The organism is Pontivivens ytuae, from assembly GCF_015679265.1.
Classification (GTDB): domain Bacteria; phylum Pseudomonadota; class Alphaproteobacteria; order Rhodobacterales; family Rhodobacteraceae; genus Pontivivens; species Pontivivens ytuae.
Window position 1 is genome coordinate 746473 of the sequence record NZ_CP064942.1, and the last position, 21759, is coordinate 768231.

General features: G+C 66.4%; 15 protein-coding genes and 1 tRNA gene. 10 read left to right on the plus strand and 6 right to left on the minus strand.

The genetic code is table 11. The features are described from left to right. Positions 1–2: 2 nt before the first annotated feature. The 3 genes from gatC to guaD form a co-directional block, all read right to left on the minus strand. Positions 3–290, minus strand: a complete 288-nt coding sequence (gatC, locus tag I0K15_RS03535; RefSeq protein ID WP_196104053.1) for an Asp-tRNA(Asn)/Glu-tRNA(Gln) amidotransferase subunit GatC — start codon at positions 288–290, stop codon at positions 3–5. Between the two features lie 102 nt (positions 291–392). Continuing rightward, positions 393–797 (minus strand): ankyrin repeat domain-containing protein, encoded by a 405-nt coding sequence (locus I0K15_RS03540; RefSeq protein WP_196104054.1) that lies wholly within the window; start codon positions 795–797, stop codon positions 393–395. 65 nt (positions 798–862) lie between these two features. Beyond that, positions 863–2149: a guanine deaminase gene (gene guaD, locus I0K15_RS03545; protein WP_196104055.1), complete on the minus strand. Its 1287-nt coding sequence runs from the start codon at positions 2147–2149 to the stop codon at positions 863–865. Between the two features lie 48 nt (positions 2150–2197). On the opposite strand from guaD, the gene I0K15_RS03550 reads away from it, so the two are divergent. Then, positions 2198–3400: a TCR/Tet family MFS transporter gene (locus I0K15_RS03550; RefSeq protein ID WP_196104056.1), complete on the plus strand. Its 1203-nt coding sequence runs from the start codon at positions 2198–2200 to the stop codon at positions 3398–3400. Positions 3401–3664: 264 nt separating this feature from the next. Here the strand turns inward: I0K15_RS03550 and I0K15_RS03555 are convergent, their stop codons facing one another. Next, a complete protein-coding gene (locus I0K15_RS03555; RefSeq protein ID WP_196104057.1) occupies positions 3665–3868 on the minus strand; it encodes a cold-shock protein in 204 nt (67 codons plus the stop codon). Between the two features lie 291 nt (positions 3869–4159). On the opposite strand from I0K15_RS03555, the gene I0K15_RS03560 reads away from it, so the two are divergent. The 5 genes from I0K15_RS03560 to I0K15_RS03580 all read left to right on the plus strand — a co-directional run bounded on the left by I0K15_RS03560 (position 4160) and on the right by I0K15_RS03580 (position 9502). Next, on the plus strand, positions 4160–4927 hold the full coding sequence (locus I0K15_RS03560; RefSeq protein WP_230374277.1) for a TerC family protein: 768 nt from the start codon (positions 4160–4162) through the stop codon (positions 4925–4927). Between the two features lie 159 nt (positions 4928–5086). Continuing rightward, positions 5087–6001 carry a 5-bromo-4-chloroindolyl phosphate hydrolysis family protein gene (locus I0K15_RS03565; RefSeq protein ID WP_196104059.1) on the plus strand — a complete coding sequence of 305 codons (915 nt, stop codon included), beginning with the start codon at positions 5087–5089 and terminating at the stop codon, positions 5999–6001. A gap of 4 nt (positions 6002–6005) precedes the next feature. Further along, positions 6006–7175, plus strand: a complete 1170-nt coding sequence (locus I0K15_RS03570) for a toxic anion resistance protein (protein WP_196104060.1) — start codon at positions 6006–6008, stop codon at positions 7173–7175. Positions 7176–7293: 118 nt separating this feature from the next. Next, the gene (locus tag I0K15_RS03575) at positions 7294–8424 is read left to right on the plus strand and encodes an SPFH domain-containing protein (RefSeq protein WP_196104061.1); all 1131 of its coding nucleotides are present in this window, start codon (positions 7294–7296) and stop codon (positions 8422–8424) included. Between the two features lie 4 nt (positions 8425–8428). Beyond that, a complete protein-coding gene (locus I0K15_RS03580; RefSeq protein ID WP_196104062.1) occupies positions 8429–9502 on the plus strand; it encodes a TFIIB-type zinc ribbon-containing protein in 1074 nt (357 codons plus the stop codon). Positions 9503–9577: 75 nt separating this feature from the next. Here the strand turns inward: I0K15_RS03580 and I0K15_RS03585 are convergent, their stop codons facing one another. Both I0K15_RS03585 and I0K15_RS03590 read right to left on the minus strand, forming a co-directional pair. Next, positions 9578–15493, minus strand: a complete 5916-nt coding sequence (locus I0K15_RS03585) for an Ig-like domain-containing protein (RefSeq protein ID WP_196104063.1) — start codon at positions 15491–15493, stop codon at positions 9578–9580. 265 nt (positions 15494–15758) lie between these two features. Further along, positions 15759–17351: a bifunctional metallophosphatase/5'-nucleotidase gene (locus tag I0K15_RS03590; RefSeq protein ID WP_196104064.1), complete on the minus strand. Its 1593-nt coding sequence runs from the start codon at positions 17349–17351 to the stop codon at positions 15759–15761. Between the two features lie 151 nt (positions 17352–17502). On the opposite strand from I0K15_RS03590, the gene I0K15_RS03595 reads away from it, so the two are divergent. The 4 genes from I0K15_RS03595 to I0K15_RS03610 all read left to right on the plus strand — a co-directional run bounded on the left by I0K15_RS03595 (position 17503) and on the right by I0K15_RS03610 (position 21758). Further along, positions 17503–18051 carry a hypothetical protein gene (locus I0K15_RS03595; RefSeq protein ID WP_196104065.1) on the plus strand — a complete coding sequence of 183 codons (549 nt, stop codon included), beginning with the start codon at positions 17503–17505 and terminating at the stop codon, positions 18049–18051. Positions 18052–18132: 81 nt separating this feature from the next. Further along, positions 18133–19509, plus strand: a complete 1377-nt coding sequence (locus I0K15_RS03600) for an aminotransferase (RefSeq protein ID WP_196104066.1) — start codon at positions 18133–18135, stop codon at positions 19507–19509. A gap of 148 nt (positions 19510–19657) precedes the next feature. After that, positions 19658–19747, plus strand: a tRNA-Ser gene (locus I0K15_RS03605). A 301-nt stretch (positions 19748–20048) separates the two neighbouring features. Beyond that, on the plus strand, positions 20049–21758 hold the full coding sequence (locus I0K15_RS03610) for an AMP-binding protein (protein WP_196104067.1): 1710 nt from the start codon (positions 20049–20051) through the stop codon (positions 21756–21758). The last annotated feature ends 1 nt before the right edge of the window (position 21759 follow it).

Genomic DNA, 21759 nt, shown 5'->3' on the forward strand with positions numbered 1-21759 from the left:
GGTCACTCCACCACCTTGGGCACGGCAAAGAAGCCCTCGCGCGCGTCCGGCGCGTTGGCGAGGATATCGTCCACCCGGTCGCCGTCCGTCATCTCGTCGACGCGCCGCTTCAGCGCCATCGGCGTGACGGAGGTCATGGGCTCGACCCCTTGCGTATCGACCTCGTTCAGCTGCTCCATGAAGGCGAGGACGGAGGACAGCTCTTTCGCCAGCTCCGGCAGGTTCTCCTCCTCCACCCGGATGCGGGCGAGATGCGCGACCCGGCGCGCGGTATCGGTGTCGATGGCCATGGAAGGCTCCCTCGTGAAGCGTCGCGCACGGGTCTATCGCCCGCGCGGGGCGGGTTCAAGCGGGGCGGCGCGGCCTTGCTCCGTAACGGGGAGCGCCGCCCCCTACCAATCCTGCCACTTGGGGTCGAGGAGCCGCTTCAGCTCCGGGTGGAACTGCTCCATCTTCTCCCGCGGGGTGTCGTCGAACTCGCTGCGGATGTCGTCGCGTGCTCCGGCGCGCAGCAGGGCCTCCACGACGTCCGGGCTGCCTTGCCCGACGGCGACGTGCAGCGGGGTCTCGCCCATATCCCCGATGGCGTTCACGTCCGCACCAGCCTCGATGAGCAGGCGGACACCATGGAGATCACCGCGCCGGACGATCACGTGGAGCGGCGTGTCCCCGCAACTGTCACGGCTGTTCACCTTGACCTGGTGCTTTCCCATCTTGTGCGGGAAGAGCGTGTCGACCGTCGACTGCAGGACCTCGTCGAGGGAACGCCACGTCCGATCCTTGGGTCGCTTCGCCATCTTCTTCTCTGTCCAAATATCCCGGGGAGTTCGGGCTCTGAGGCCGTTACGAGGTACTGCCTCCCTCACCCCACCGGTGCGCCGTTCACGTAAACCTGCGCCACCGCGCGGTCGTCGCCCAGCATGATCGTCGGGAACAGGGCCTCCCAGATGTCGCCGGCGCGCCCCGCGCGCTCCGCGATCACCGGCGTCGAGGCGAGGTCGAGCACCAGCAGATCCGCCTCGCGCCCCACCTCCAGGTTGCCCACGTGCCGCGCCTGCCGCAGCACCTGCGCGGAGCCCTCGGTCGCGAGCCACAGCAGCTCCGCCGGATGCAGCGCGTCGCCGCGCAACTGCCCGATCTCGTAGGCCGCGGCCATCGTGCGCAACATCGAGAAGCTGGAGCCGCCGCCCACATCCGTGGCAAGCCCCACCGGCACCCCCTGCCCCACCAGCCCGCGCACGTCGCAGAGCCCCGAGCCGATGAAGGTGTTCGAGGTCGGGCAATGGGCGACACCCGTCCCGGTCTCCACCAGGCTCGCCCGCTCCCGGTCCGTCAGGTGGATCGCGTGGCCCATCACGGCGCCCTCGCCGACCAGTCCGTGGGTCTCGTAGACCGACAGGTAGTCGGGGTGGTCGGGGAAGAGCTCACGCATCCAGGCGATCTCCTCCCGCTGTTCGCTCAGATGGGTCTGCATCGCGCAGTCGGGATGCTCGGCCCACAGGCTGCCCGCCGCGTCGAGCTGGTCGGGTGTCGAGGTCGGCGCGAACCGCGGCGTGACGGCGTAGCTCAGCCGCCCGCGGCCATGCCAGCGCTCCAGCAGCGCCTTCGACTGATCGTAGCCGGTCTGCGGATCGTCGCGCAGGCCGTCGGGCGCGTTGCGGTCCATCATCACCTTGCCCGCGACCATGCGCATGCCCCGCGCCTCGGCCGCCGCGAACAGCGCCTCCACGCTCTCGGGATGGATTGTGCAGTAGCTCGCGGCCGTGGTGATGCCGTTGGCCAGCGAGAAATCGAGGTAGAGCTCCGCCATCCGCGCCGCGTAGTCCGGATCGCCGAAGCGCATCTCCTCCGGGAACGTGTAGGAGTTCAGCCAGTCGATCAGCCGCCGGCCCCAGCTCGCGATGATGCCCGTCTGCGGATAGTGCACATGGCAATCGACGAAACCGGCGAGTATGAGCCCCGCGCCATGGTCCGTGACCGGCACGTCCGGCGCCTCCGCCCGCAGCGCCTCCGCATCGCCCAACGCCGCGATTCGACCGTCACGGATAAGCACCGCACCGCGGCTCAGGTGCTCGGCGGCGTCGGGCCCATCGTGGAACGGATTCGAGCGGAAACGGAGGGTCTGACCCAGAAGAAGATGTGCGGCCATGGCGGAAATCGGTTAGAGATCGGGCCTCTTCTCTAGGACATTCCGCCCATGAAGTCCCGCCTTCCGTTTCTCTTCGTGATCTTCACGGTCGTGATCGATTCCATGGGGATCGGGCTGATCCTGCCGGTGATGCCCGACCTGATCCGGGACCTCACCGGCCAGGGCCTGTCGGACGCCGCACTCTGGGGCGGGGCGCTCGGCTTCACCTATGCCGCGATGCAGTTCCTGTTCTCGCCCACCGTCGGCAATCTGTCGGACCGGTTCGGGCGGCGGCGGGTGATGCTCTTGTCGCTGACGGCGATGGGGATCGACTACCTGATCATGGGCTTTGCGGGCTCGATCTGGCTGCTCTTCGTCGCCCGCACGATCAGCGGGATCACCGGAGCCACCTATGCCACAGCGAACGCGGTGATCGCCGACATCTCCCCACCCGAGAAGCGGGCGGCGAATTTCGGCATCGTCGGCGCGAGCTTCGGCATCGGCTTCATCCTCGGCCCCGTCATCGGCGGGCTTCTGGGCCAGCTCGGCCCGCAGGCGCCGTTCTTCGCTGCCGGAGTACTTGCGCTCGCCAACGCGCTCTTCGGCTATCTCGTGGCACCCGAGCCGCTGCCGGTGGAAAAGCGCCGGGCCTTCGTCCTCTCCCAGGGCAATCCGTTCAAGGCGCTGGCGCGAGTCCACCGCCTGCCGGGGATCCGGGAGCTTCTGGCGGTGCTCCTCCTCTACATGATCGGGTCAAACGTCTACCCGGTGGTCTGGAGCTACTGGACGCAGGAGAAGTTCGGCTGGGACGTGGGCCTCGTCGGCCTGTCGCTCGCCGCCTTCGGCCTGTGCGCGGCGCTCGTGCAGGGCGGGTTGATCCGTGTGGCGCTCGCGCGGTTCAGCGCACCGGTCGTGGCCGCAGCCGGGCTGGGCATGAATGCGGTGGTCTATCTCCTGCTGGTGTGGGTGCCGAACACCGGCTGGCTCTTCGCTTTCCTGCCCCTCTCGGCGCTGGGGATGGTGGTGATGCCCGCGCTGCAGGGGATCATGTCGAGTGCCACGGCGGAGGACCGGCAGGGTGAGCTGCAGGGCGTCGTCTCCTCCCTGCAGGCGGTCGCGGCGATCGTGACGCCGCTGATCATGACGGCACTCTTCGAGCGGTTCACCGGGGAGGATGCGCTCTTCTACGAGCCGTCAATGCCGTTCGTGGCCTCCGCCGTGCTGACGGTCATCGCACTTGGGCTGTTCCTGCGGCACCAGCGGCGGGAGTAAGAGGCGTCCCGGAAGCGACAGGCACAGCTTCGCTCAAGCCGTCCGCCCGGCCGAAAGGCCGGGCCGCGCCCGACCTCCCCTCGGAGGGCGCGTTGGCGATGTCGGACGCAAAAGTCATGCCGTGAATGCTTGAGGGCGCGGACCCATCAATCCCGTCCCGCAAGCGCCCTCCAGGTCGGGCGCGGCCCTAAGCATCTTCACCCCAAACATGAAAACGGGGCACCCGAGGCACCCCGTGTTCGCGCTTTCCGGAGGGAAAAAGGTTCAGACGACCAGGTTGCCCGCGCTCTTGCGGCCATCGCGCCCGTCGATGAGTTCGTATTGGATCGGCTGGTTATCCTGAAGGGACTGAAGGCCGGCCTGCTGAACAGCGGAGATGTGCACGAACACGTCCTTGCCGCCCTCTTCAGGCTGAATGAAGCCGTAGCCCTTCTCGGAATTGAACCACTTGACGATGCCTTTAGCCATTTCTGACGGTCCTTGAGCAGTGTGACCGGAGCAACGCCGCCCGGCCTTCTATTGTCCCGTCAACCGTACTGCACGCCCCTCGGGGCCCACTGATTGGCCATCAGGGTAAGCAGAGTGTAGCGGACACAATGCTTCGTTTCAACGCGGGCTACCGCAATTTCAGATGACAAGCCCGGCGGAACAACGGAAAACGGACGTCAATTCAGTATTTTGCTCGCTGTGCTCCAGTAAATCCTCCGAAAAGGTCTCACAATGGAACTTCTGTCGTTCGAAAATCTCGGCAACCTTGTAATGCTCATATTCCTGCAGGCCGTGCTGGGCTTCGACAACCTGCTCTACATCTCCATCGAGTCGCAGCGCGCGCCCGCCGCCGATCAGGCCCGCGTGCGGCGGCTCGGCATCCTGATCGCCATCGCCCTGCGCATCGTGCTCCTCTTCATCATGATCCAGTTGCTGGAGGCGCTGTCCGAGCCGCTCTTCTCCCTCAACTGGGAGGGGGTGATCACTGGCGACTTCACCTTCGCCACCGTGGTCTTCCTCTTCGGCGGCGGCTTCATCATGTACACGGCCGTCAAGGAGATCTCGCACCTCCTCTCCGTCGATCATCTGGAGGAGGGCGTGAACGGGGCGAAGCGCAAGTCGGCGGCCTCGGTCATCGCGCTCATCGTCTTCATGAACCTGATCTTCAGCTTCGACTCCATCCTGTCGGCGATCGCGATCACCGATGTCTTCCCGGTGCTTGCCATAGCAATCCTCGCCTCCGGCGCCGCGATGCTCCTGCTCGCCGACGACGTGTCGAGCTTCATCGAGAAGAACCGGATGTACGAGGTCCTTGGCCTGATGGTCCTGCTCATCGTCGGTGTCGTGCTCCTGGGCGAGGGCGGTCACCAGGCGCACATGCACCTTCTGGGCTACGAGGTCGTGGCGATGTCGAAATCCACCTTCTACTTCTCGGTCGTCGTCCTCTTCATCGTGCAGATCCTCCAGACCGGCTACCGCCGCAAGCTGGAGAAGGTCCGCGCCCACCGCGCCAAGCTGGTACAGAAGGCCGCCCCCTGACGGTGGGGTAGTTTCGCGGGGCCGAAATGCTTATCCTCAAACCGAACGAAGGAGAGGGGCCGCCCGAATGAGCCGCAACGCGACCCGCCGCATCGCGATGATCGTCCTGATCGTCCTCGTTGCGGTCGTCTCCTTCAGCGCGTTCGGGGCAACCCTCTGATGGCGCAGCGTTTCGGAGGCAAGTACAGCCCCGGTGCCACCCCGCCCCCGTCGGGGTCGGACGCACCCGCCCCCCTCTCCGGCCGCCAGGTGCGGCGCTGGACTGCGCGCCTCTCGCTCCTGTCGCTGGCGAGCGCGCCGATGCTGGTCGCGGGGATCCTCGAGATCGGATCGGGCGACGCGGTGGCCATGGTCAGCGAGCTCGGCGCCTTCGCCCTGATGGCGAGCGGCGTCTGGCTGACCCGCGAGGGGCTGAAGGCGGAGGACGCCTATCTCGCCCGCGCCGTCGCCCGCCCGCCGGGCACCCCGCGCAAGATCATCGGCGGCGTGGCCCTCGGCGCCGGGGTCGCCCTTGGCGCCGCCTTCGGCTGGGGCATTGGGCTTGTTCCCGGCGTGGTCTACGGCGCGCTCGCCACCGCGGCGCATCTCCTCGCCTTCGGCCTCGACCCGATGAAGGCGAAGGGCCTCGACGACCAGTCGGAGTTCGACCGCGACCGCGTCGCCACCGCCGTGGACCGGGCCGAGGGGCTGCTGGCCGAGCTGACCGAACAGGCCGCCCGCATCCGCGACCGCGGCATCGCCAACCGCGTCGAACGCTTCGCCGCCACCGCCCGCGCCATGTTCCGCCGGATCGAGGAGGATCCGAGGGACCTCGCCGGTGCGCGCCGCTATCTCGGCGTCTACCTCTCCGGCGCGCGCGACGCGACCGCCCGCTTCGCCGATCTCTGGAGCCGCAATCGAGACACAGCGGCCCGCGACGACTACCTCGCCCTCCTCGACGATCTGGAGAGCCGCTTTCAGGCGAAGTCCGCCACCCTGATCGAGAACGACCGCAGCGCCCTCGACATCGAGATCGAGGTGCTGCGCGACCGCCTGCAACAAGAGGGCGTCCGCCCCACGACCAACACGGAGTGATCCCATGTCCGAGACGACCCGAGCCAAGGCCGAGGTTGCCCTGCGTGAAGCAGAGATGGTGACCGCCACCCTCCTGCCCGAACCCGCCCCCGAAGCCCCGCTGCCCGCCACCCTGCCGCAGGACGAGGTGCAGCGCCGCGTGGCCGAGCTCGACATGACCGACACCCAGTCGATCATCCGCTTCGGCTCGGGCGCGCAGACAGAACTTCAGGCGATCTCCCAGCAGATGCTCGCCGGCGTGCGCAACAAGGATGTGGGTCCGGCGGGCAATTCCCTGCGCGAGATGGTATCGTCCCTGCGCGGCTTCTCCGCCAACGAGCTCGACCCCAACCGCAAGCGCAGCTTCTGGGAGCGGCTGATGGGCCGCGCCACCCCGCTCGCCAACTTCACCGCGAAGTTCGAGGAGGTGCAGGGCCAGATCGACAGCATCACCGAGGATCTGCTGGAGCACGAGCATACGCTCCTGAAGGACATCAAGTCCCTCGACCTGCTCTACGAGAAGACCCTCGATTTCTACGATGAGCTCGCCCTCTACATCGCCGCCGGTGAGGCGAAGCTGGAGCAGCTCGACACGCAGGACATCCCCGCCAAGGCCGCCGAGGTCGAGGCCGCGCCCGAGGATCAGGGCGTGATGAAGGCGCAGGAGCTGCGCGACCTGCGGGCCGCCCGCGACGACCTCGAACGCCGGGTCCACGATCTCAAGCTCACCCGGCAGGTGACGATGCAGTCCCTCCCCTCGATCCGGCTGGTGCAGGAAAACGACAAGAGCCTCGTCACCAAGATCAACTCGACCCTCGTGAATACCGTGCCCCTGTGGGAGAACCAGCTCGCCCAGGGCATCGCCATCCACCGCTCCCGCGAGGCCGGGGCCGCGGTGCGCGACGCCAATGACCTCACGAACGACCTCCTGCGCCAGAACGCGGAGAACCTGCAGGAGGCCAACCGCGAGATCCGTCAGGAGATGGAGCGCGGCGTCTTCGACATCGAGGTGGTGAAGGAGGCGAACCAGCGCCTGATCGACACGATCCAGGAGAGCCTCCAGATCGCCGACGAGGGTAAGGCCAAGCGCGCCGCCGCCGAGGCCGAGCTGCAGGCCATGGAGCAAAAGCTCAAGGAAACGCTCGCCGCGGCCAAGTCCCAGAACGTCGCCCAGCCGACCGCGCAACAGATCTGAGCCTTCCAGGTCCCCTCCCCCGGGGGAGGAAGGCACATCCTCTCGACCGGCCAATCCCCTCCCCCCGCGGGGGGAGGGTTAGGGAGGGGGGAGCCCCACAAAGAACGAGGATCCACCCATGCCCATCTTCGACTTCCTGCGCGGCGAGTTCATCGACGTCATCCACTGGACCGAGGACAACCGCGCCAAGATGGTCCACCGCTTCGAGCGGGAGGGCCACGCGATCAAGTACGGCGCGAAACTCACCGTGCGCGAGGGGCAGGCCGCCGTCTTCGTGCATGAGGGCCAGATCGCGGACGTGTTCCCGCCGGGTCTCTACATGCTCGAGACCAACAACATGCCGATCCTCACGACGCTGCAGCACTGGGACCACGGCTTCCAGTCGCCCTTCAAGTCGGAGATCTACTTCGTCGCCACCACCCGGTTCACGGACCTCAAATGGGGCACGAAGAACCCGATCATGTGCCGCGATCCGGAGTTCGGCCCGGTGCGCCTGCGCGCCTTCGGCACCTATACCGTGCGCGTGACCGACCCCGGCCGCTTCATCAGCGAGATCGTGGGCACGGATGGCGAGTTCACCACGGACGAGATCACCTACCAGCTCCGCAACATTATCGTTTCCCGCTTCTCGGCGGCGGTGGCAGGCTCCGGCATCCCCGTGCTCGACATGGCGGCAAACACGGAGGACCTCGCGAAGTTCGTCGCCGCCAAGATCGCGCCGGAGGTGGCCGAATACGGCATCGAGCTGCCGATGCTGATGATCGAGAACATCTCCCTGCCCCAGGCGGTGGAGGAGGCGATGGACCGCCGCACCTCCATGGGCGTGATCGGCGATCTGGGCAAGTACACCCAGTACCAGGCCGCCGAGGCCATGGCCGAGGCCGCGAAGAACCCGGGCGGCGGAATGGGCGCCGGGCTTGGTATGGGGATGGGCATGGGCATGGCGCACCAGATGGCGCAGACCGGCCCTTGGGGCTCGGCCCCCAGCGCCGCGGCCGCCCCGCCGCCCCCGCCGGTCGAGCATGTCTGGCACATCGCGGAGAACGGACAGACCCACGGCCCCTATTCCAAGGCGAAGCTCGGCCGCATGGCGCAGGAGGGCACGCTCACCCGCGACACGCTGGTCTGGACCGCCGGGGCCGATGGCTGGACCAAGGCGGGTGAGATCAACGAGCTCGCCCAGCTCTTCACGGTGATGCCCCCGCCGCCCCCTCCCCCGCCGCCGGCACCGCCCTCCACCGGCGGCTGATCCCATGGCGGAGATCGAGACGCACCGCTTCCCGTGTCACACATGCGGGTCGGACCTGCGCTATGCGCCCGGCGAGCGGCACCTCAAATGCGACCACTGTGGCGCGGTCGAACCGCTCGGCGCGCTGTCCCCCTGGGACGTGCAGGCGGTCGAGGAGCTCCCGCTGCGCGAGGCGCTCGCCGGTCACGTGCCCGAGGCCGCGATGGAGATCACGCGGGTCCTCAACTGCACGAGCTGCGGCGCGCAGGTCGAGTTCGACCCCAACGAACACGCCGCCGAGTGCCCGTTCTGCGCCTCCCCCGTGGTCGCCGACACCGGCCAGCATCGCCACATCAAGCCGCGCGGCGTCCTGCCCTTCACCCTCGACAACGACGCGGGGCGCGATGCGCTGCGCAAGTGGTTGAAGGGGCTGTGGTTCGCGCCGAATGCGCTCAAAGAATACGCCCGCTCAGATCACCGGCTGCAGGGGATCTACCTGCCCTTCTGGACCTTCGACGCCCAGACCGAGACACCCTATCGCGGCCAGCGCGGAACCGAGTACCGCCGCACCGTCGGCAGCGGCGACAAGAAGCGGACGGTGACGGAGGTGAAGTGGCGCAACGTCTCCGGCCACGTCTCCCACTTCTTCGACGACGTGCTGGTGCCGGGCTCCCGCACCATTCCCGACACCCACATGCGGCGCATCGCGCAGTTCGATCTGTCCGCACTCGAGCCCTACCAGCCGCAGTTCCTCGCGGGCTTCCGGGCGGAGGGCTACTCGATCGACCTCGCCGAGGCACAGCGGCTCGGCCAGCAGGAGATGGAGCAAGGCGTCCGCCAGCTCATCCGCCGCGATATCGGCGGCGATCGCCAGCGGATCGACGACATGCGCATGACGCTGAGCGACGAGAGCTTCAAGCACGTCCTGATGCCGGTCTGGATCGCCGCCTACCGCTTCCGGGGCAAGAGCTACCGCTTCGTCGTGAACGCCCGCACCGGCGCCGTGGCGGGCGAGCGCCCCTGGTCGCCGTGGAAGATCGCCTTCGCCGTGCTGATCATCCTGATCATCGCGGGCGTCGTCGCCCTGCTCCAGTCCTGAGAAGCGCCTGACCCAAAGCGAAGGGGCGCGGCCAACCGGCCGCGCCCCTCTTTCTTGTCCCCTCCAATGCGAAGATCAGGTGAGGGCGAACAGGTCGTCCTCGAGCGCAATCTCTTCGTCCAGAGAAACCGCGATGATATCGAGCTCTTTGGCCACCTGAGACACGACGTCGTCCGCGTCCAAGCCCTCCAGCGCCGTCAGCGTGCCACCGTCGGATCCAATTGCGATTGCCTCGATGTCCGCGTTCCAATCGGCCGTCAGTGCATCGTACGCTTCCTGAGCACCCGTATCCGTCGTGTAGCTGTCCGTCAGGATATAGATGTGGTTGCGTGCATTCGGATCGAGCTGTGTCTGAAGGTATTCCAGCGCCGCACCAAGATCAGAACCATCACCCCGAGCGATTTGAATGTCCTCCGGCATATTCACCTGATCAACCAGATCGCCGTAAGCGTAGAAAGATGTCTCGAGTGACAGATCCGGTTCGAAGAGGTCATAGACCAGGAAAGCGCCCTCTGCGACTGCATTGGCCGTCCCGATCGCAAGATCGATCGAGCTGTAGCTGCCGTCAACGTTGCGATCCACTGTCGCGTTCGAGTTGTTGACGAACATCGAGGTCGACGCATCGATCAGGAAGATCACGTTGACGTCGGCACCGGGCTCATCCGACAGGCCGTTGACCTCGATGGTGATCGTGGCGCTAGCCGTCTCACCCGCCTGGTCCGCGACCGTGTAGTCGAAGGTCACCGTCTCCGTCTCACCCTGGTTCAGCGCAAGGAAGCTGTCGCCCGGATCGAAGCTGAAGGTGCCGTCGGCGTTGACCACCAGCGTACCGTCGTAGTTGTTCTCCTGCGAGGTCAGCGTGATCTCGGAGCCCGCCGTGAAGGCCTGCCCGTTGATCTCGATGAGGTCCAGGCTGTCGCCGGCATCCGGATCGGTGGCCAGCGGCGTGTCGCCGAAGATCTCGCTCGATGCGATCTCGTCCTCGTTGATGGTGAGAACCTCGCCCGTCGCTTGCGGCGGGTTGTTCTCGTCTTCGCCGAGGATCGTGATCGTCGCCGTCTTCGTGTCCGTCTGGACCACGCCGCCGTCGGAGGACGCGACCGTGAAGGTGAACGTGAACGTGTCGGTGTCGCCCGTGTTCATGTCCTCCGCCATCTCGACCGACGGGTCGAAGATGACCCGGCCATCGGAGAGCACCGTCAGCGTACCGGTCCGGCCACCATCGGTGATCACGTCGTTTCGGACGATCGCACCGTCGGAGACCACCAGACCGTCGCTGATGCCCATCAGCGTGACCTCGTCGCCATCCGCGTCGGACGCATCGACCAGCAGGTTGAACTGGGCCTTCTCGTCCTCGTTGATGGTCGCGGCCTTGTCGACGGCCACCGGCGGCACGTTGACGCCGTTGATGTTGATCGTCGCCGTCTTGGTGTCGGTCTGCTCGACCGCGCCACCGCTGGACACCACCTCGAAGTCGAAGGTGATCGTGTCCGACTGACCCAGATCGAGGTCGTCGCTGGCCGATTCGAAGGTGAAGGTGCCGTCGGCGTTGATCGTCAGGAAGCCGTCGCGGCCGCCATCCGTCACGACCGCGACGCGCTCACCGATGGTGCCGAGCGTCGTGGACTTCAGCGCGATCGCGTCGCCATCCGCATCCGTGGCCGCCTCCAGCAGATCGCCGGAAACCGAGCTCTCCAGACCTTCCGCGTTGGCTTCGAAGACGTCGTAGACCTTGTCCTCCGCCACCGGGCCGACATTCACACCTTCGATGGTGATCGTCGCCGACTTGGTGTCGAACTGATCGGTGACGCCGCCGGAGGAGACGACCGTGAAGTCGAACTCGACCGTGTCGGTCTCCGTCAGGTCCATGCTGTCATCGGTGGATACCAGCGTGAACGTGCCATCCGCGTTGACCGTGAGCAGCGCCGTCTTGCCATTCGAGGTCGTGACCTCGACCGTCTCGCCGATCGCACCGAGCGTGGTGGAGAAGAGCGAAACCGCGTCGCCGTCCTGGTCGGTCGCACCGTCAAGCAGGTTGCCCGTGATCTCGCTGACGAGACCCTCGGTGTTCTGCTCCGAGATGGTGCCGGCATAGTCGACCGCGACCGGAGCCACGTTCACGCCGTTGATCGTCACGACCGCGGTGGCCTCGTCCGTCTGGACGGTGGTGCCGCCTGAGGATTCCACCGTGAAGGTGAAGGTCAGCGTGTCCGTCTCACCCTTGTCGAGGCTCTCGTCCGTCGAGGTGAAGGTGAACGTACCGTCGGCGTTGATCGTCAGGTCGCCGGTCTTGCCGCCGTCCGTCGTGACCGAAACCGTCTCGCCCACCGCACCGATCGAGGTGGAGGACAGGGACACCACGTCGCCATCCACGTCCGAGGCACCGTTGAGCAGGTCGCCGGAGACGGAGTTCTCCAGACCCTGGTCGTTCTGCTCGTTGGTCTCGACCGCCTGGTCGATCGCCACCGGGGCGTCGTTCAGGCCGTTGATGGTGATGGTCGCCGTCTGCGTGTCGGTCTGCTCGGTCGTGCCGCCCGAAGAGGACACGGTGAACTCGAACGTGTAGGTGTCCGTCTCGTTCACATCCATCGAGCTGTCGGTGGAGGTGAACGTGAAGGTGCCGTCCGGGTTCACGACCAGCGTGCCGGTCTTGCCGCCATCGGTGACGATCGAGATTTCCTCGCCGATCTCGCCGACGGAGATCTCCTTCAGCGTGATGGTGTCGCCATCCGCGTCCGAAGCGCCGTCCAGCAGGTCGCCGGAGACCGAGTTCGGCGTGCCGTCGGCCGCCGCCTCGTCCGTGCTCGCGAACTGGGCCTTCGCCGACGGACCGTCGTTGAGGCCGGTGATGGTGATCTTGGCGATGTTGCTGTCGGTCAGCTCACCGTCGGTGCCGGTGAAGCCGAAGCTGAACGTGTCGGTCTCGCCGAGGTCGAGGTCGATGCCGTCCGGCACGAACTCGAACAGGCCGTCCGCCGTCACGGTCAGCGTACCGTTGCGGCCGCCATCCGTGACGATCTGGATCGGCTGGCCGATCTCACCGATGTCGATGGACAGGAGCGTGACAACGTCGCCATCCGGATCGGTCGCACCGTCGAGAAGGTCGCCATAGACCGGCGTGTTCTCGTCGGTGGTCGCTTCCTGCATTTCCACCATCGGCGGCAGGTTGTCGTCGAGACCCGTGATCGTGATCGTGACGGTTGCCGTGTCGGTCGCCGGATCGGAGAACTCGAAGCCCTCCAGCAGCGCCGCCGTCAGACCATCGGTCGTCGTGACGATCTCGGCCCCATCGGTGTTGTCGATGTCGTTGAGCTGCTCCAGCACCGCGTTGCTGCCGACGCCGACCGCAACGTTCTTGGTGTTGTAGTCGGAGGAGAGCGCCTGGACCTGCTCCAGCACGCCGGCGCCCGGGTTGCCGTCACCAAAGCCGCTGCCGGTGTTGTTGGCACCGTCCGACAGGAAGTACATGACGTTGTTGTCGGTGGTCTGCGCATCGACGCTCGCATACCAGTCGTTCGCATCGAACAGGGCCGATTCGAAGTTGGTCCAGCCGCCATCCTGGATGCTGGCGAGCGCGTCGCTCAGGTCCGAGCTGCCCGGCTGGAAGGTGCCGAGGATCTGTGCATCGCCCGTGACGTTGCCGCCGGTGTCGCCGCCCGGGCGGGAGCCGTCGAAGACCACGAGGCCGATGTTGATCTTGTCCGCCGGGTAGCCCAGCGCCGCGATCTGTGCGCTCAGCGCCTGGTAGGAGGCGATCTGCGCGTCGAGGATCGTGTTGGACACGCCGTCGCCGTTCAGGTCACCCACCGCGGTGCCCGCGAACTGGTCACCGGTGGAGCCGGACTTGTCGACCACGAACAGGATGTTCTGCTGCGTGAGCGAGTCCGGGTCGATCGGGCCCTCGATGGAGTAGTCGAGCTGAACCTGGGTGCTCTCACCCTCGTTCAGGTACTCGTAGTCGCCGTTGGCGTCGAAGTCGATCGTACCGTCCGCGTTGATCATCACGCGGCCGCCCTCGGTGAGGTCGATCCACTCGCCGACATTGCCGGCCTGGCCGTTAACCTGGACCACCGGGCCCGGCTCGGCGCCGTCGGAGCGGCTGTCGTTGTCGAGCACGTTGCCCTCGACATCGCCCGCGCCCTCGTCCTCGGTCACGGTGTAGGCATCGTCGACCGCGTCCACGGTGACGACCGGGGCCGCATCCGCGGTGCCCGCGATATCGATGGTCACGGTGGCGGTGTCGGTCGTCGTGACCTCTTCACCGGTGGCGTAGACGATGTCGTCGATCGCGCCGGAGCCCGACATCTCGATGACCATCTTGGACACGCCGTCCACGTTGAACTGCTGGGTGCCCTGGCCGCCATTGCCGGTGGTCAGACCGTCCATCTCGGTGATCAGGTTGCCGGCCGCGTCGTAGAACTTGATCTTGTTCGTCTCGCCGTGGTCGATGTCGACCCAGGTGAGCTGCTCCACCGTCGACGGCTCGTCGAAGTCCAGCGTGAAGGAGCCACCGCGCGCGTTGTCGTCCGGGTTCCAGCTCTGGTTGTCCTCGGAAATGATGAGAACATTGCCCTGATCATCCGTCGCAAGATCGCTGTCGCCACCCGTCGGGTTGTCGGTGTCGAAGATCATCGCTTCGTCGACACCCTCATTGTGGTTCGGGTTGCGCGCCCAGACCGAGATCGTCACGCCATCGATCTGGTCGGTGATGACCTCACCGCGGCAGAACTGCTCGAAGTCGATCGTGTGCGTTTCGGAGGTCGAGGTGGTGGACGTGATGCCGTACTCGAAGGTGAAGCTGTCCGCCTCGCCCTCGCCCATCGCATCCGCATCCGGACCCGGCGTGTAGGAGAAGGTGCCGTCCGCGTTCACAACCAGCGTGCCGGTGTAGCCGTTCGCGGTCGTGACCTGGATCTCCTCACCCATCTCGCCGACGGAGAGGCTGTTGATCTCGCTCACGCCGGTGTCGTTGTCGAGCAGGTTGCCCGTGACGCCCGTATCCTCGTCCGTCGCGTAGGCATCGTCGGCCAGCTCGGCAGGATCGCCCACGACCTCTGCCGTGATGTTGAGGTTGTCGATGCCGAAGCTCTCGTCCCGCAGGCTCTGGTTCAGCGTGGAGCCGAAGCCGAGGCTCAGGCTGTCGCCCGGGTTGTCGATCGTCATGGTGACGGTCAGCACCTGGTCGGTGGTCCAGCTCTTGCCGTCCCAGAAGCCGATCTGGCTTGCGTCGCCGTTCTCGACCAGCGTCCAGGAGACATCGCCCGCCTCACCGGAGCGGTCGCCTGCATTGCCGGCCCAGAACTCGCCGAGGGAGATCTGCTGGCCGTTGATGGTGACGATGAACTCCTCGCCATCCCAGCTGTCGATGCGCAGGAAGTCGAAGGAGATCGTCACGCTCTCGGCGCCCGAGGGCACGTCGAACGTCTTCTCGGTCGCGACCACGCCATCCGAGCCGGAGAAGCGGCCGAGCATGTCGGAGAAGCCGCCATCCTGGTCGGTGGAGTTGTCGCTCCAGCCTTCGGCGCCGTTCGTGAAGGTCTCGTTGGTGATCTCGACGGTCGTCACCGGGCCGTCCGCACCGGGCAGCTCGGCGGTCATCGTCAGGTCGACCGAGTCGATTCGGGCCATCTCGCCATCGTCGCGCAGACCGACGAGCGCGATCACGTCGCCCGGCTCCAGCTCCACGCCCTCGAGCGTATAGGTCGTGCTGGTGTTGCGGACGTAACCGCCGCTGGAATCGGCATCGAAGGTGATCGTGTCGATCAGCTCGCCGTTGACGTAGACGCCGACAACCGCCTCACCGTCGTTCTCGTCGAACACGTTCAGGTCCAGATCATAGACGCCCGCCTCGCCGTCATAGACGGTCTCGGCGACGCCCTCGTTGGACGAACGGTTCTCGATGTAGGTGTATCCGTGTGCGCTGGCGGTCTGATACCCGCCGCTCAGATTCATGTGCTCTGCCTGAATCGTCGTCGTGTCGCCGATGGCCATCCCAAATCCCCTTCCGGACCCCACGGTCCCGTTTGGCGCGGGGGCCCCACTCCCCACTGATGCGTCAAATTTGTGGTAAATTCACCACGCGCTATGGCTCGGATACCGGCCAATCTGGGCCGAAATGTGTTCAAGTAGAGCCCGGATTAGGGCGTAATGTACCGTCGCCATTGCACTTTTCGGAATGCGCCATGAGGGGCGATCAGTCAATAAAAAGCCTGCCCCAACGTGGGGGCAGGCCGCGTTTTACAATCGTGGGGAGGTATCAGTTCTCGCTGATACGCCCGTCGGTATAGGGCACGTAGCCTTCCTGATTCCCCAAATAGTCCGCGACAACTACTTCGAGGCCTGGACCGTAGTCGTAGGCGTTTTGCCCGTCCTGTGCGAATACTGCGTAGCCGTCACCACCTCCGCGCATATAGTTGTTGGATACTACACCATAGGTTGTATCCGGATCGATGGGCGAGAAGCTCCCGTCGTCCCCCTGAACCTCAACCGACACAATGCGGCTGCCGGGTTCCGCGGCCGGATCCCAAGTGTAGCGCAGGCCCGACACCTGTGGGAAACGGCCCGCACCGTCCTCCACCTGGCCGACCCCGTTTTCCAGGGCCGCAACGATGCCGGCCCCCGTCAGATCGAAGGTGGCGAGCGTGTTCTGGAAGGGCAGGACGGTCATGACCTCACCCATCGTGATCTCGCCCTCGTCGATGGAGGCGCGCAGGCCGCCGCCGTTCTGGATCGCGATCTGCACGCCCTGGTCGCGCACCCGGTCGAGCATGGCATCCGCGACGAGGTTGCCCATCTCGCACTCGCCCGCCCGGCAGGACCCGCGGTCGCCATCGATGGGCGCCGTGGTCTCGGCCACGACCTCCGCCCGGATCTCGTCGAGCGGCCCGGCGAGCTCGGCCACCCGCGCCGCCACACCCTCATCCGCAGTCACGGACGCATCGAGCAGCACCGTGTCGCCCACCGCGTCGATCACGTTGCCATCGTCATCGAAGGTCAGGTGCAGCTCGCCCACATACTTCGAGTAGGCGTAGGCCGTGACGACCGGCACGAAGTCCCCGTCCGGCCCCGTCGCCCAATAGGGATAGGTCATCTCCGCGTCGGGGTCCGAGGAGGACGCGAAGGTGTGCGAGTGCCCGCCCACCACCGCGTCGAGGCCCGAGACGCTCTCGGCGATCTCGATATCCTTGGTGATGCCCACATGGGTCAGCGCGATGATCTTCGTCACGCCCTGCTCGGTGAGCTCATCGACATGCTGCTGCAGCACCTCGATCTCGTCGGAGAAGATCACGTTCGGCCCCGGCGATGACGTCTCGACCGTGTCGGTGGCGAGGGCGGAGATCACGCCGATCTGCTCGCCGCCGACCTCCAGGATCACGTAGGGCGCGACCTTGCCGGTCAGCTCGGGCTCCTGCCCCACGCTGATATTGCCGGAGATCACCGGGAACTCCGCCGCGTCGATGAACCGGCCCAGAGCCACCGGGCCGTCGTCGAACTCGTGGTTGCCCACGGCCATTACGTCGTAGCCGGTCGCGTTCATGAACTCGACGGCGGCGGCACCCTTGTAGGTGGTGTAGAACAGCGAGCCCTGGAACGGATCGCCGGCATCCATCACCAGCACGTTCTCGTTGGCCGCGCGCAGGTCGTCGATGGCGGTCTTGACCCGCGCGACGCCGCCGAAGCACTCGCCCGCGGCGTCGTCTTCGGCCGAGCAGGTCGAATCGAAGCGGTTGATCGGCTCGATCCGGCTGTGGACATCATTGGTGTGAAGGATAGTGAGGCTGAACTGGGCCGAGGCCGTAGTTGCTGCGAGGCAGAGCGCCGTGGTCGCCAGAATGCGCGCACGTGTCATTGGGGGTCTCCTTGTTGGATCCGGCCTTTAGACCGGGTTTGTCCACAATGGGAAAACGCGCGCGCGCAATCAACGCATCGTGAGACTGCCCCGGCGTGAACCCTCCGCACGCGCAGGTGTACTATGAAGGAGAAGTCAGGAGGATCACGCCATGCCGTTTGCCCGTTTCACCCTCGCCGCCCTTGCAGCGCTCGCCGCCTGCGGCCCGATCGTCCCGCGCGGAGGGGAGCGCGCCTTCGTCGACGGCCAGCCCCTGACCGTGGCGAGTTCCGAGGTCGCGCTCGCCTCCGATCGGTTTCGGGAGTTCACCGGCGGCGGCGTCGCCGATCTCTACGCCGTGCTGCGCCCAGCGGGCACCGTGACGGCGGTCTGTGGCTATGCCCGCGTCCGCGGCAACGGCGTGTCCGAGAGGGTCTTCGACAATGCGTTCGAGGATGTGGCCGTGCGCATCCCCGGCACCCGCCTCGTCGGCGCCACCGACTACTTCCCCGTGGTGCGCGCCGACAGCCCGGCCCCCGCCGTCCTGCCCTGCTACACCACCCGCGTCGCCTGGACCGATGAAGTCGCCGAGGCCACGCCCGACTTCGACTACAACTGCCGCGACGGGAGCGACGAGCGGCGGCGCAACGGCATCCTCGTCTCCCACGGCAGCGACAACAACTGCCCGATCTTCGAGGAGCGGATCAGCTTCGATTTCTGAGCCGAATGGCCCGCATCACGCGGCGCGGGGTTGCCCCGCCCCGCGCCCTCCGTCACGCTTCGTGGCAGAGGAGGACGCGCCATGACCAAGCCGCTCACCAACATGCAGACCCGCGATGTCGAGGCGCTGCTCCACCCCTACACCAACGCGGTCATGCACCGCGAAGTCGGCGCCCATGTCATCGAGCGCGGTGAGGGCGTCTACGTCTATGACGACCAGGGCCGCCGCTTCATCGAAGGCATGGCCGGTCTCTGGTGCTGCGGCCTCGGCTTCGGCGACCGCGAACTGATCGAGACCGCACAGGCCCAGCTCGAAAAGCTGCCCTACTACCACCTCTTCGGCGGCCGCTCCCACGAGCCCGCGATCGAGCTGGCCGAGAAGATCAAGGACCTCGCCCCCGGAATGGCCCGCGTCTTCTACCAGTCTTCGGGGTCTGAGGCGAACGAGACCCAGATCAAGCTCGCCTGGTACTACAACAACGCCATGGGCCGCCCGGAGAAGAAGAAGATCATCAGCCGGGTGAAGGGCTATCACGGCGTCTCCATTGTCAGCGCCAGCCTCACGGGCCTGCCCTACAATCACAAGAGCTTCGACCTGCCCGTCGACCGCATCCACCACACCGCGACGCCCCATCACTGGCGGGGCGCTGAGCCGGGCGAGAGCGAGGCCGACTTCTCCGCCCGCCTCGCCCGCGAGTTCGACGAGATGATCGAGGCCGAGGGCCCCGACACCGTCGCCGCCTTCATCGCCGAACCCGTGATGGGTGCGGGCGGCGTCATCGCCCCGCCCGAGGGCTATTTCGAGGCGATCACACCGGTGCTCGCAAAGCATGACGTCCTCTGCATCGCCGACGAGGTCATCTGCGGCTTCGGCCGGACCGGCGAGTGGTTCGGGCACCAGCGCCTCGGCATGAAGCCCAACGCGATCTCGATGGCAAAGCAGCTCACCGGCGGCTACGTGCCGCTCTCCGCCGTCGCCATCGACGCGCAGATGGCCGAGGTGATCGAGCGCCATACCGGCGAGGTCGGCATCTTCGGCCACGGCTTCACCTATGGCGGGCACCCCTTGGGCTGTGCCGTCGGCTCTGCGGCCATCGACATCTACCGCCGCCGCGACATCCCCGCCCGCGTCCGCGCGCTGGAGCCCGAATTCCAGCGCCGCCTGCGCAGCTACGCCGACCACCCGCTGGTTGGCGAGGCCCGCGGCATCGGCCTCCTCGGCGCGCTGGAGCTCACACCCGGCGGCACCGCGATGTTCGATCCCGTGGGCAAGGTCGGCCCCTACCTCGCCATGCGCCTCCTCGAACACGGAGTGATCCTCCGCGCCATCGGCGACACCCTCGCCTTCTGCCCCCCGATGACGATCAGCGAGGACGAACTCGACCAACTCTTCGCCCCCATCGAACGATGCCTCGACGAAACCCTGCACTGGGCGACGCGAGAGGGGATGATGGCCTAGATTTCTGGCTGCGGCTTCCACGGCGTACTAAAACAAAGGTAGCGAGGAGACAACAGCTCTCGTCCGATCCCGGATTGTGGAGCGCGTCGTCGGTCTTGCGCGATTTGCCCCTTGTTCTCCGATACGACCGCAGGCTACACCCGTCGACGGAGACGTGGCCGAGTGGTCGAAGGCGCTCCCCTGCTAAGGGAGTAGGCGGGAAACCGTCTCGAGGGTTCGAATCCCTTCGTCTCCGCCATTTTCCTGTCACGCTGCTCAACCGAGTACGCCGCGTGGGGGGCTACAAAGCGTTGATCCTGCGGGGCTCGGCTCGTGGACCGAGTGGTGTTCTTGGTCACAGATAGCTTCCTCATGGGTCGATGCTTGGCGGCCAATCGGGCACTCGCGTGACCAGTCGCTATCGAGGTCACGCAATCCTCGCCATCCAAAGCCCAACTCCCCCGCATCGACCCTCTGCCGCGCCCGTTGCCGTTGCCTCCGGCGCAGCCGTCCCTACGTTACGTCCGGACCGCTGGAACAAGGGGCCGTGGGGAGGGATGATGAGAGACGACCTGAGGCCGTGGACGGCCTTCTACGGCCCGTCGGTGCGTCGGGACATCGAGGCTCCGCGTTACCGGACGCTTGGCGACATGGTGGCCTCGGTCGCGCACCTGCACGGTCGCAAGCCCGCCTTCACCTGCTGCCTGCCCAACGGAATGAACGGCACGCTCACCTTCGAGCAGGCGGACGAGATGTCCGATGCGCTGGCAGTCTACCTGCGTGAGGTCTGCGGCCTCTCCAAGGGTGACCGGGTCGCACTTCAGGTGCCAAACGGCCTCTCCTTCCCCGTTGCGGCCTTCGGCGTCATGAAGGCAGGCTGCGTGCTGGTGAACGTCAACCCGCTCTACACGGCGGAGGAGATGGCGAAGCAGTTCGCCGATGCCGAGCCGAGCGCGCTGATCGTGGTGGACATGTTCGCCGACAAGGTGCGTGCGGCCATGAAGGGCCACCCGATCCCTAACGTGATCGTCACGCAGGTGGCCGAGTTCCTGCCGTCGGCCCCGCGCGGCATCGTGCGGCTGGTCCAGAAGTACTGGGACCGCAGCCTGCCCGATATCGACTTCGCCCATGTCCGCTTGCCCGCCGCCCTCGCCGCGGGGCGCAAGGCGCAGGAGAACGTGGCGGTCGAGGAGTACCGCGCCGCGGTCGAGCCCACCGACGTCGCCGTCCTCCAGTATACCGGCGGTACGACCGGAGCCGCGAAGGGCGCCATGCTCACCCACCGCAACCTGCTGGTGAACATGGAGCAGACGATGGAAATGATCGAAGGCGTGGAGCCCGGGGAGGAGGTCGCGCTCACCGCCCTGCCGCTCTACCACGTCTTCGCCTTCACCGTGAACCTGATGGGCTTCTGGTGGCTTGGCGCGCGCAACATCCTGATCCCGAACCCGCGCCCCCTCTCCAACCTCAAGCGCGCGTTCGAGAACTACCGGATCACCTGGATGAGCGGGGTCAACACGCTCTTCAACGGGCTCACCAACGAGACCTGGTTTCGGGACACGCCGCCGAAGCACCTCAAGTTCGCCTCCGCCGGGGGCATGGCGCTGCAGACCGCCGTGGCCGAGCGATGGCACGAGGTGACGGGCCGGCCCGTGCTGGAGGGCTACGGCCTGACGGAGACCTCGCCGGTGCTGACCTTCAACCCGCTGGAGCGTGTGCGCTCCGGCTCCATCGGCATCCCGGTGCCGGGTACGGAAGTGCGCTGCGTCGGCGAGGACGGGACCGAGGTGCCGCTCGGCGAGGCGGGCGAGCTTGCCGCGCGCGGCCCGCAGGTCATGGCAGGCTACTGGCGCCGGCCGGAGGAGACGTCGGCGACCATGCGCGACGGCTGGTTCCTGACCGGCGACATCGGCGTGCGGGACGAGGACGGCTATTTCCGCATCGTCGATCGGAAGAAGGACATGGTCATCGTCTCCGGCTTCAACGTCTATCCCAACGAGGTGGAGAACTGCCTTGCCTCCCATCCCGGCGTGCTGGAGGCGGCGGTGATCGGCGTGCCCGATGACGCGACCGGCGAGGCGGTGGAGGCCCATGTCGTCCTGCGCGACCCCGCGCTGACGGCGGCGGACCTGCGGGCGCACTGCAAGGCGCATCTCACCCCCTACAAGGTGCCGAAGCGCGTGGTGATGCGCGAGAGCTTGCCCAAATCGAATGTCGGCAAGATCCTCCGCAAGGACATCCGCGCCGAGGCGCTGGCGGCGGAGGGCTGAG

Excerpts from the sequence above, each read along its gene's own strand:
- I0K15_RS03555 (WP_196104057.1), bottom strand. The coding sequence starts at position 3,868 with ATGGCTAAAGGCATCGTCAAGTGGTTCAATTCCGAGAAGGGCTACGGC.
- I0K15_RS03610 (WP_196104067.1), top strand. The coding sequence starts at position 20,049 with ATGAGAGACGACCTGAGGCCGTGGACGGCCTTCTACGGCCCGTCGGTG.
- gatC (WP_196104053.1), bottom strand. The coding sequence starts at position 290 with ATGGCCATCGACACCGATACCGCGCGCCGGGTCGCGCATCTCGCCCGC.
- I0K15_RS03585 (WP_196104063.1), bottom strand. The coding sequence starts at position 15,493 with ATGGCCATCGGCGACACGACGACGATTCAGGCAGAGCACATGAATCTG.
- I0K15_RS03565 (WP_196104059.1), top strand. The coding sequence starts at position 5,087 with ATGGCGCAGCGTTTCGGAGGCAAGTACAGCCCCGGTGCCACCCCGCCC.
- I0K15_RS03595 (WP_196104065.1), top strand. The coding sequence starts at position 17,503 with ATGCCGTTTGCCCGTTTCACCCTCGCCGCCCTTGCAGCGCTCGCCGCC.
- I0K15_RS03540 (WP_196104054.1), bottom strand. The coding sequence starts at position 797 with ATGGCGAAGCGACCCAAGGATCGGACGTGGCGTTCCCTCGACGAGGTC.
- I0K15_RS03600 (WP_196104066.1), top strand. The coding sequence starts at position 18,133 with ATGACCAAGCCGCTCACCAACATGCAGACCCGCGATGTCGAGGCGCTG.
- I0K15_RS03580 (WP_196104062.1), top strand. The coding sequence starts at position 8,429 with ATGGCGGAGATCGAGACGCACCGCTTCCCGTGTCACACATGCGGGTCG.
- I0K15_RS03560 (WP_230374277.1), top strand. The coding sequence starts at position 4,160 with ATGCTCATATTCCTGCAGGCCGTGCTGGGCTTCGACAACCTGCTCTAC.
- I0K15_RS03550 (WP_196104056.1), top strand. The coding sequence starts at position 2,198 with ATGAAGTCCCGCCTTCCGTTTCTCTTCGTGATCTTCACGGTCGTGATC.
- guaD (WP_196104055.1), bottom strand. The coding sequence starts at position 2,149 with ATGGCCGCACATCTTCTTCTGGGTCAGACCCTCCGTTTCCGCTCGAAT.
- I0K15_RS03590 (WP_196104064.1), bottom strand. The coding sequence starts at position 17,351 with ATGACACGTGCGCGCATTCTGGCGACCACGGCGCTCTGCCTCGCAGCA.
- I0K15_RS03570 (WP_196104060.1), top strand. The coding sequence starts at position 6,006 with ATGTCCGAGACGACCCGAGCCAAGGCCGAGGTTGCCCTGCGTGAAGCA.
- I0K15_RS03575 (WP_196104061.1), top strand. The coding sequence starts at position 7,294 with ATGCCCATCTTCGACTTCCTGCGCGGCGAGTTCATCGACGTCATCCAC.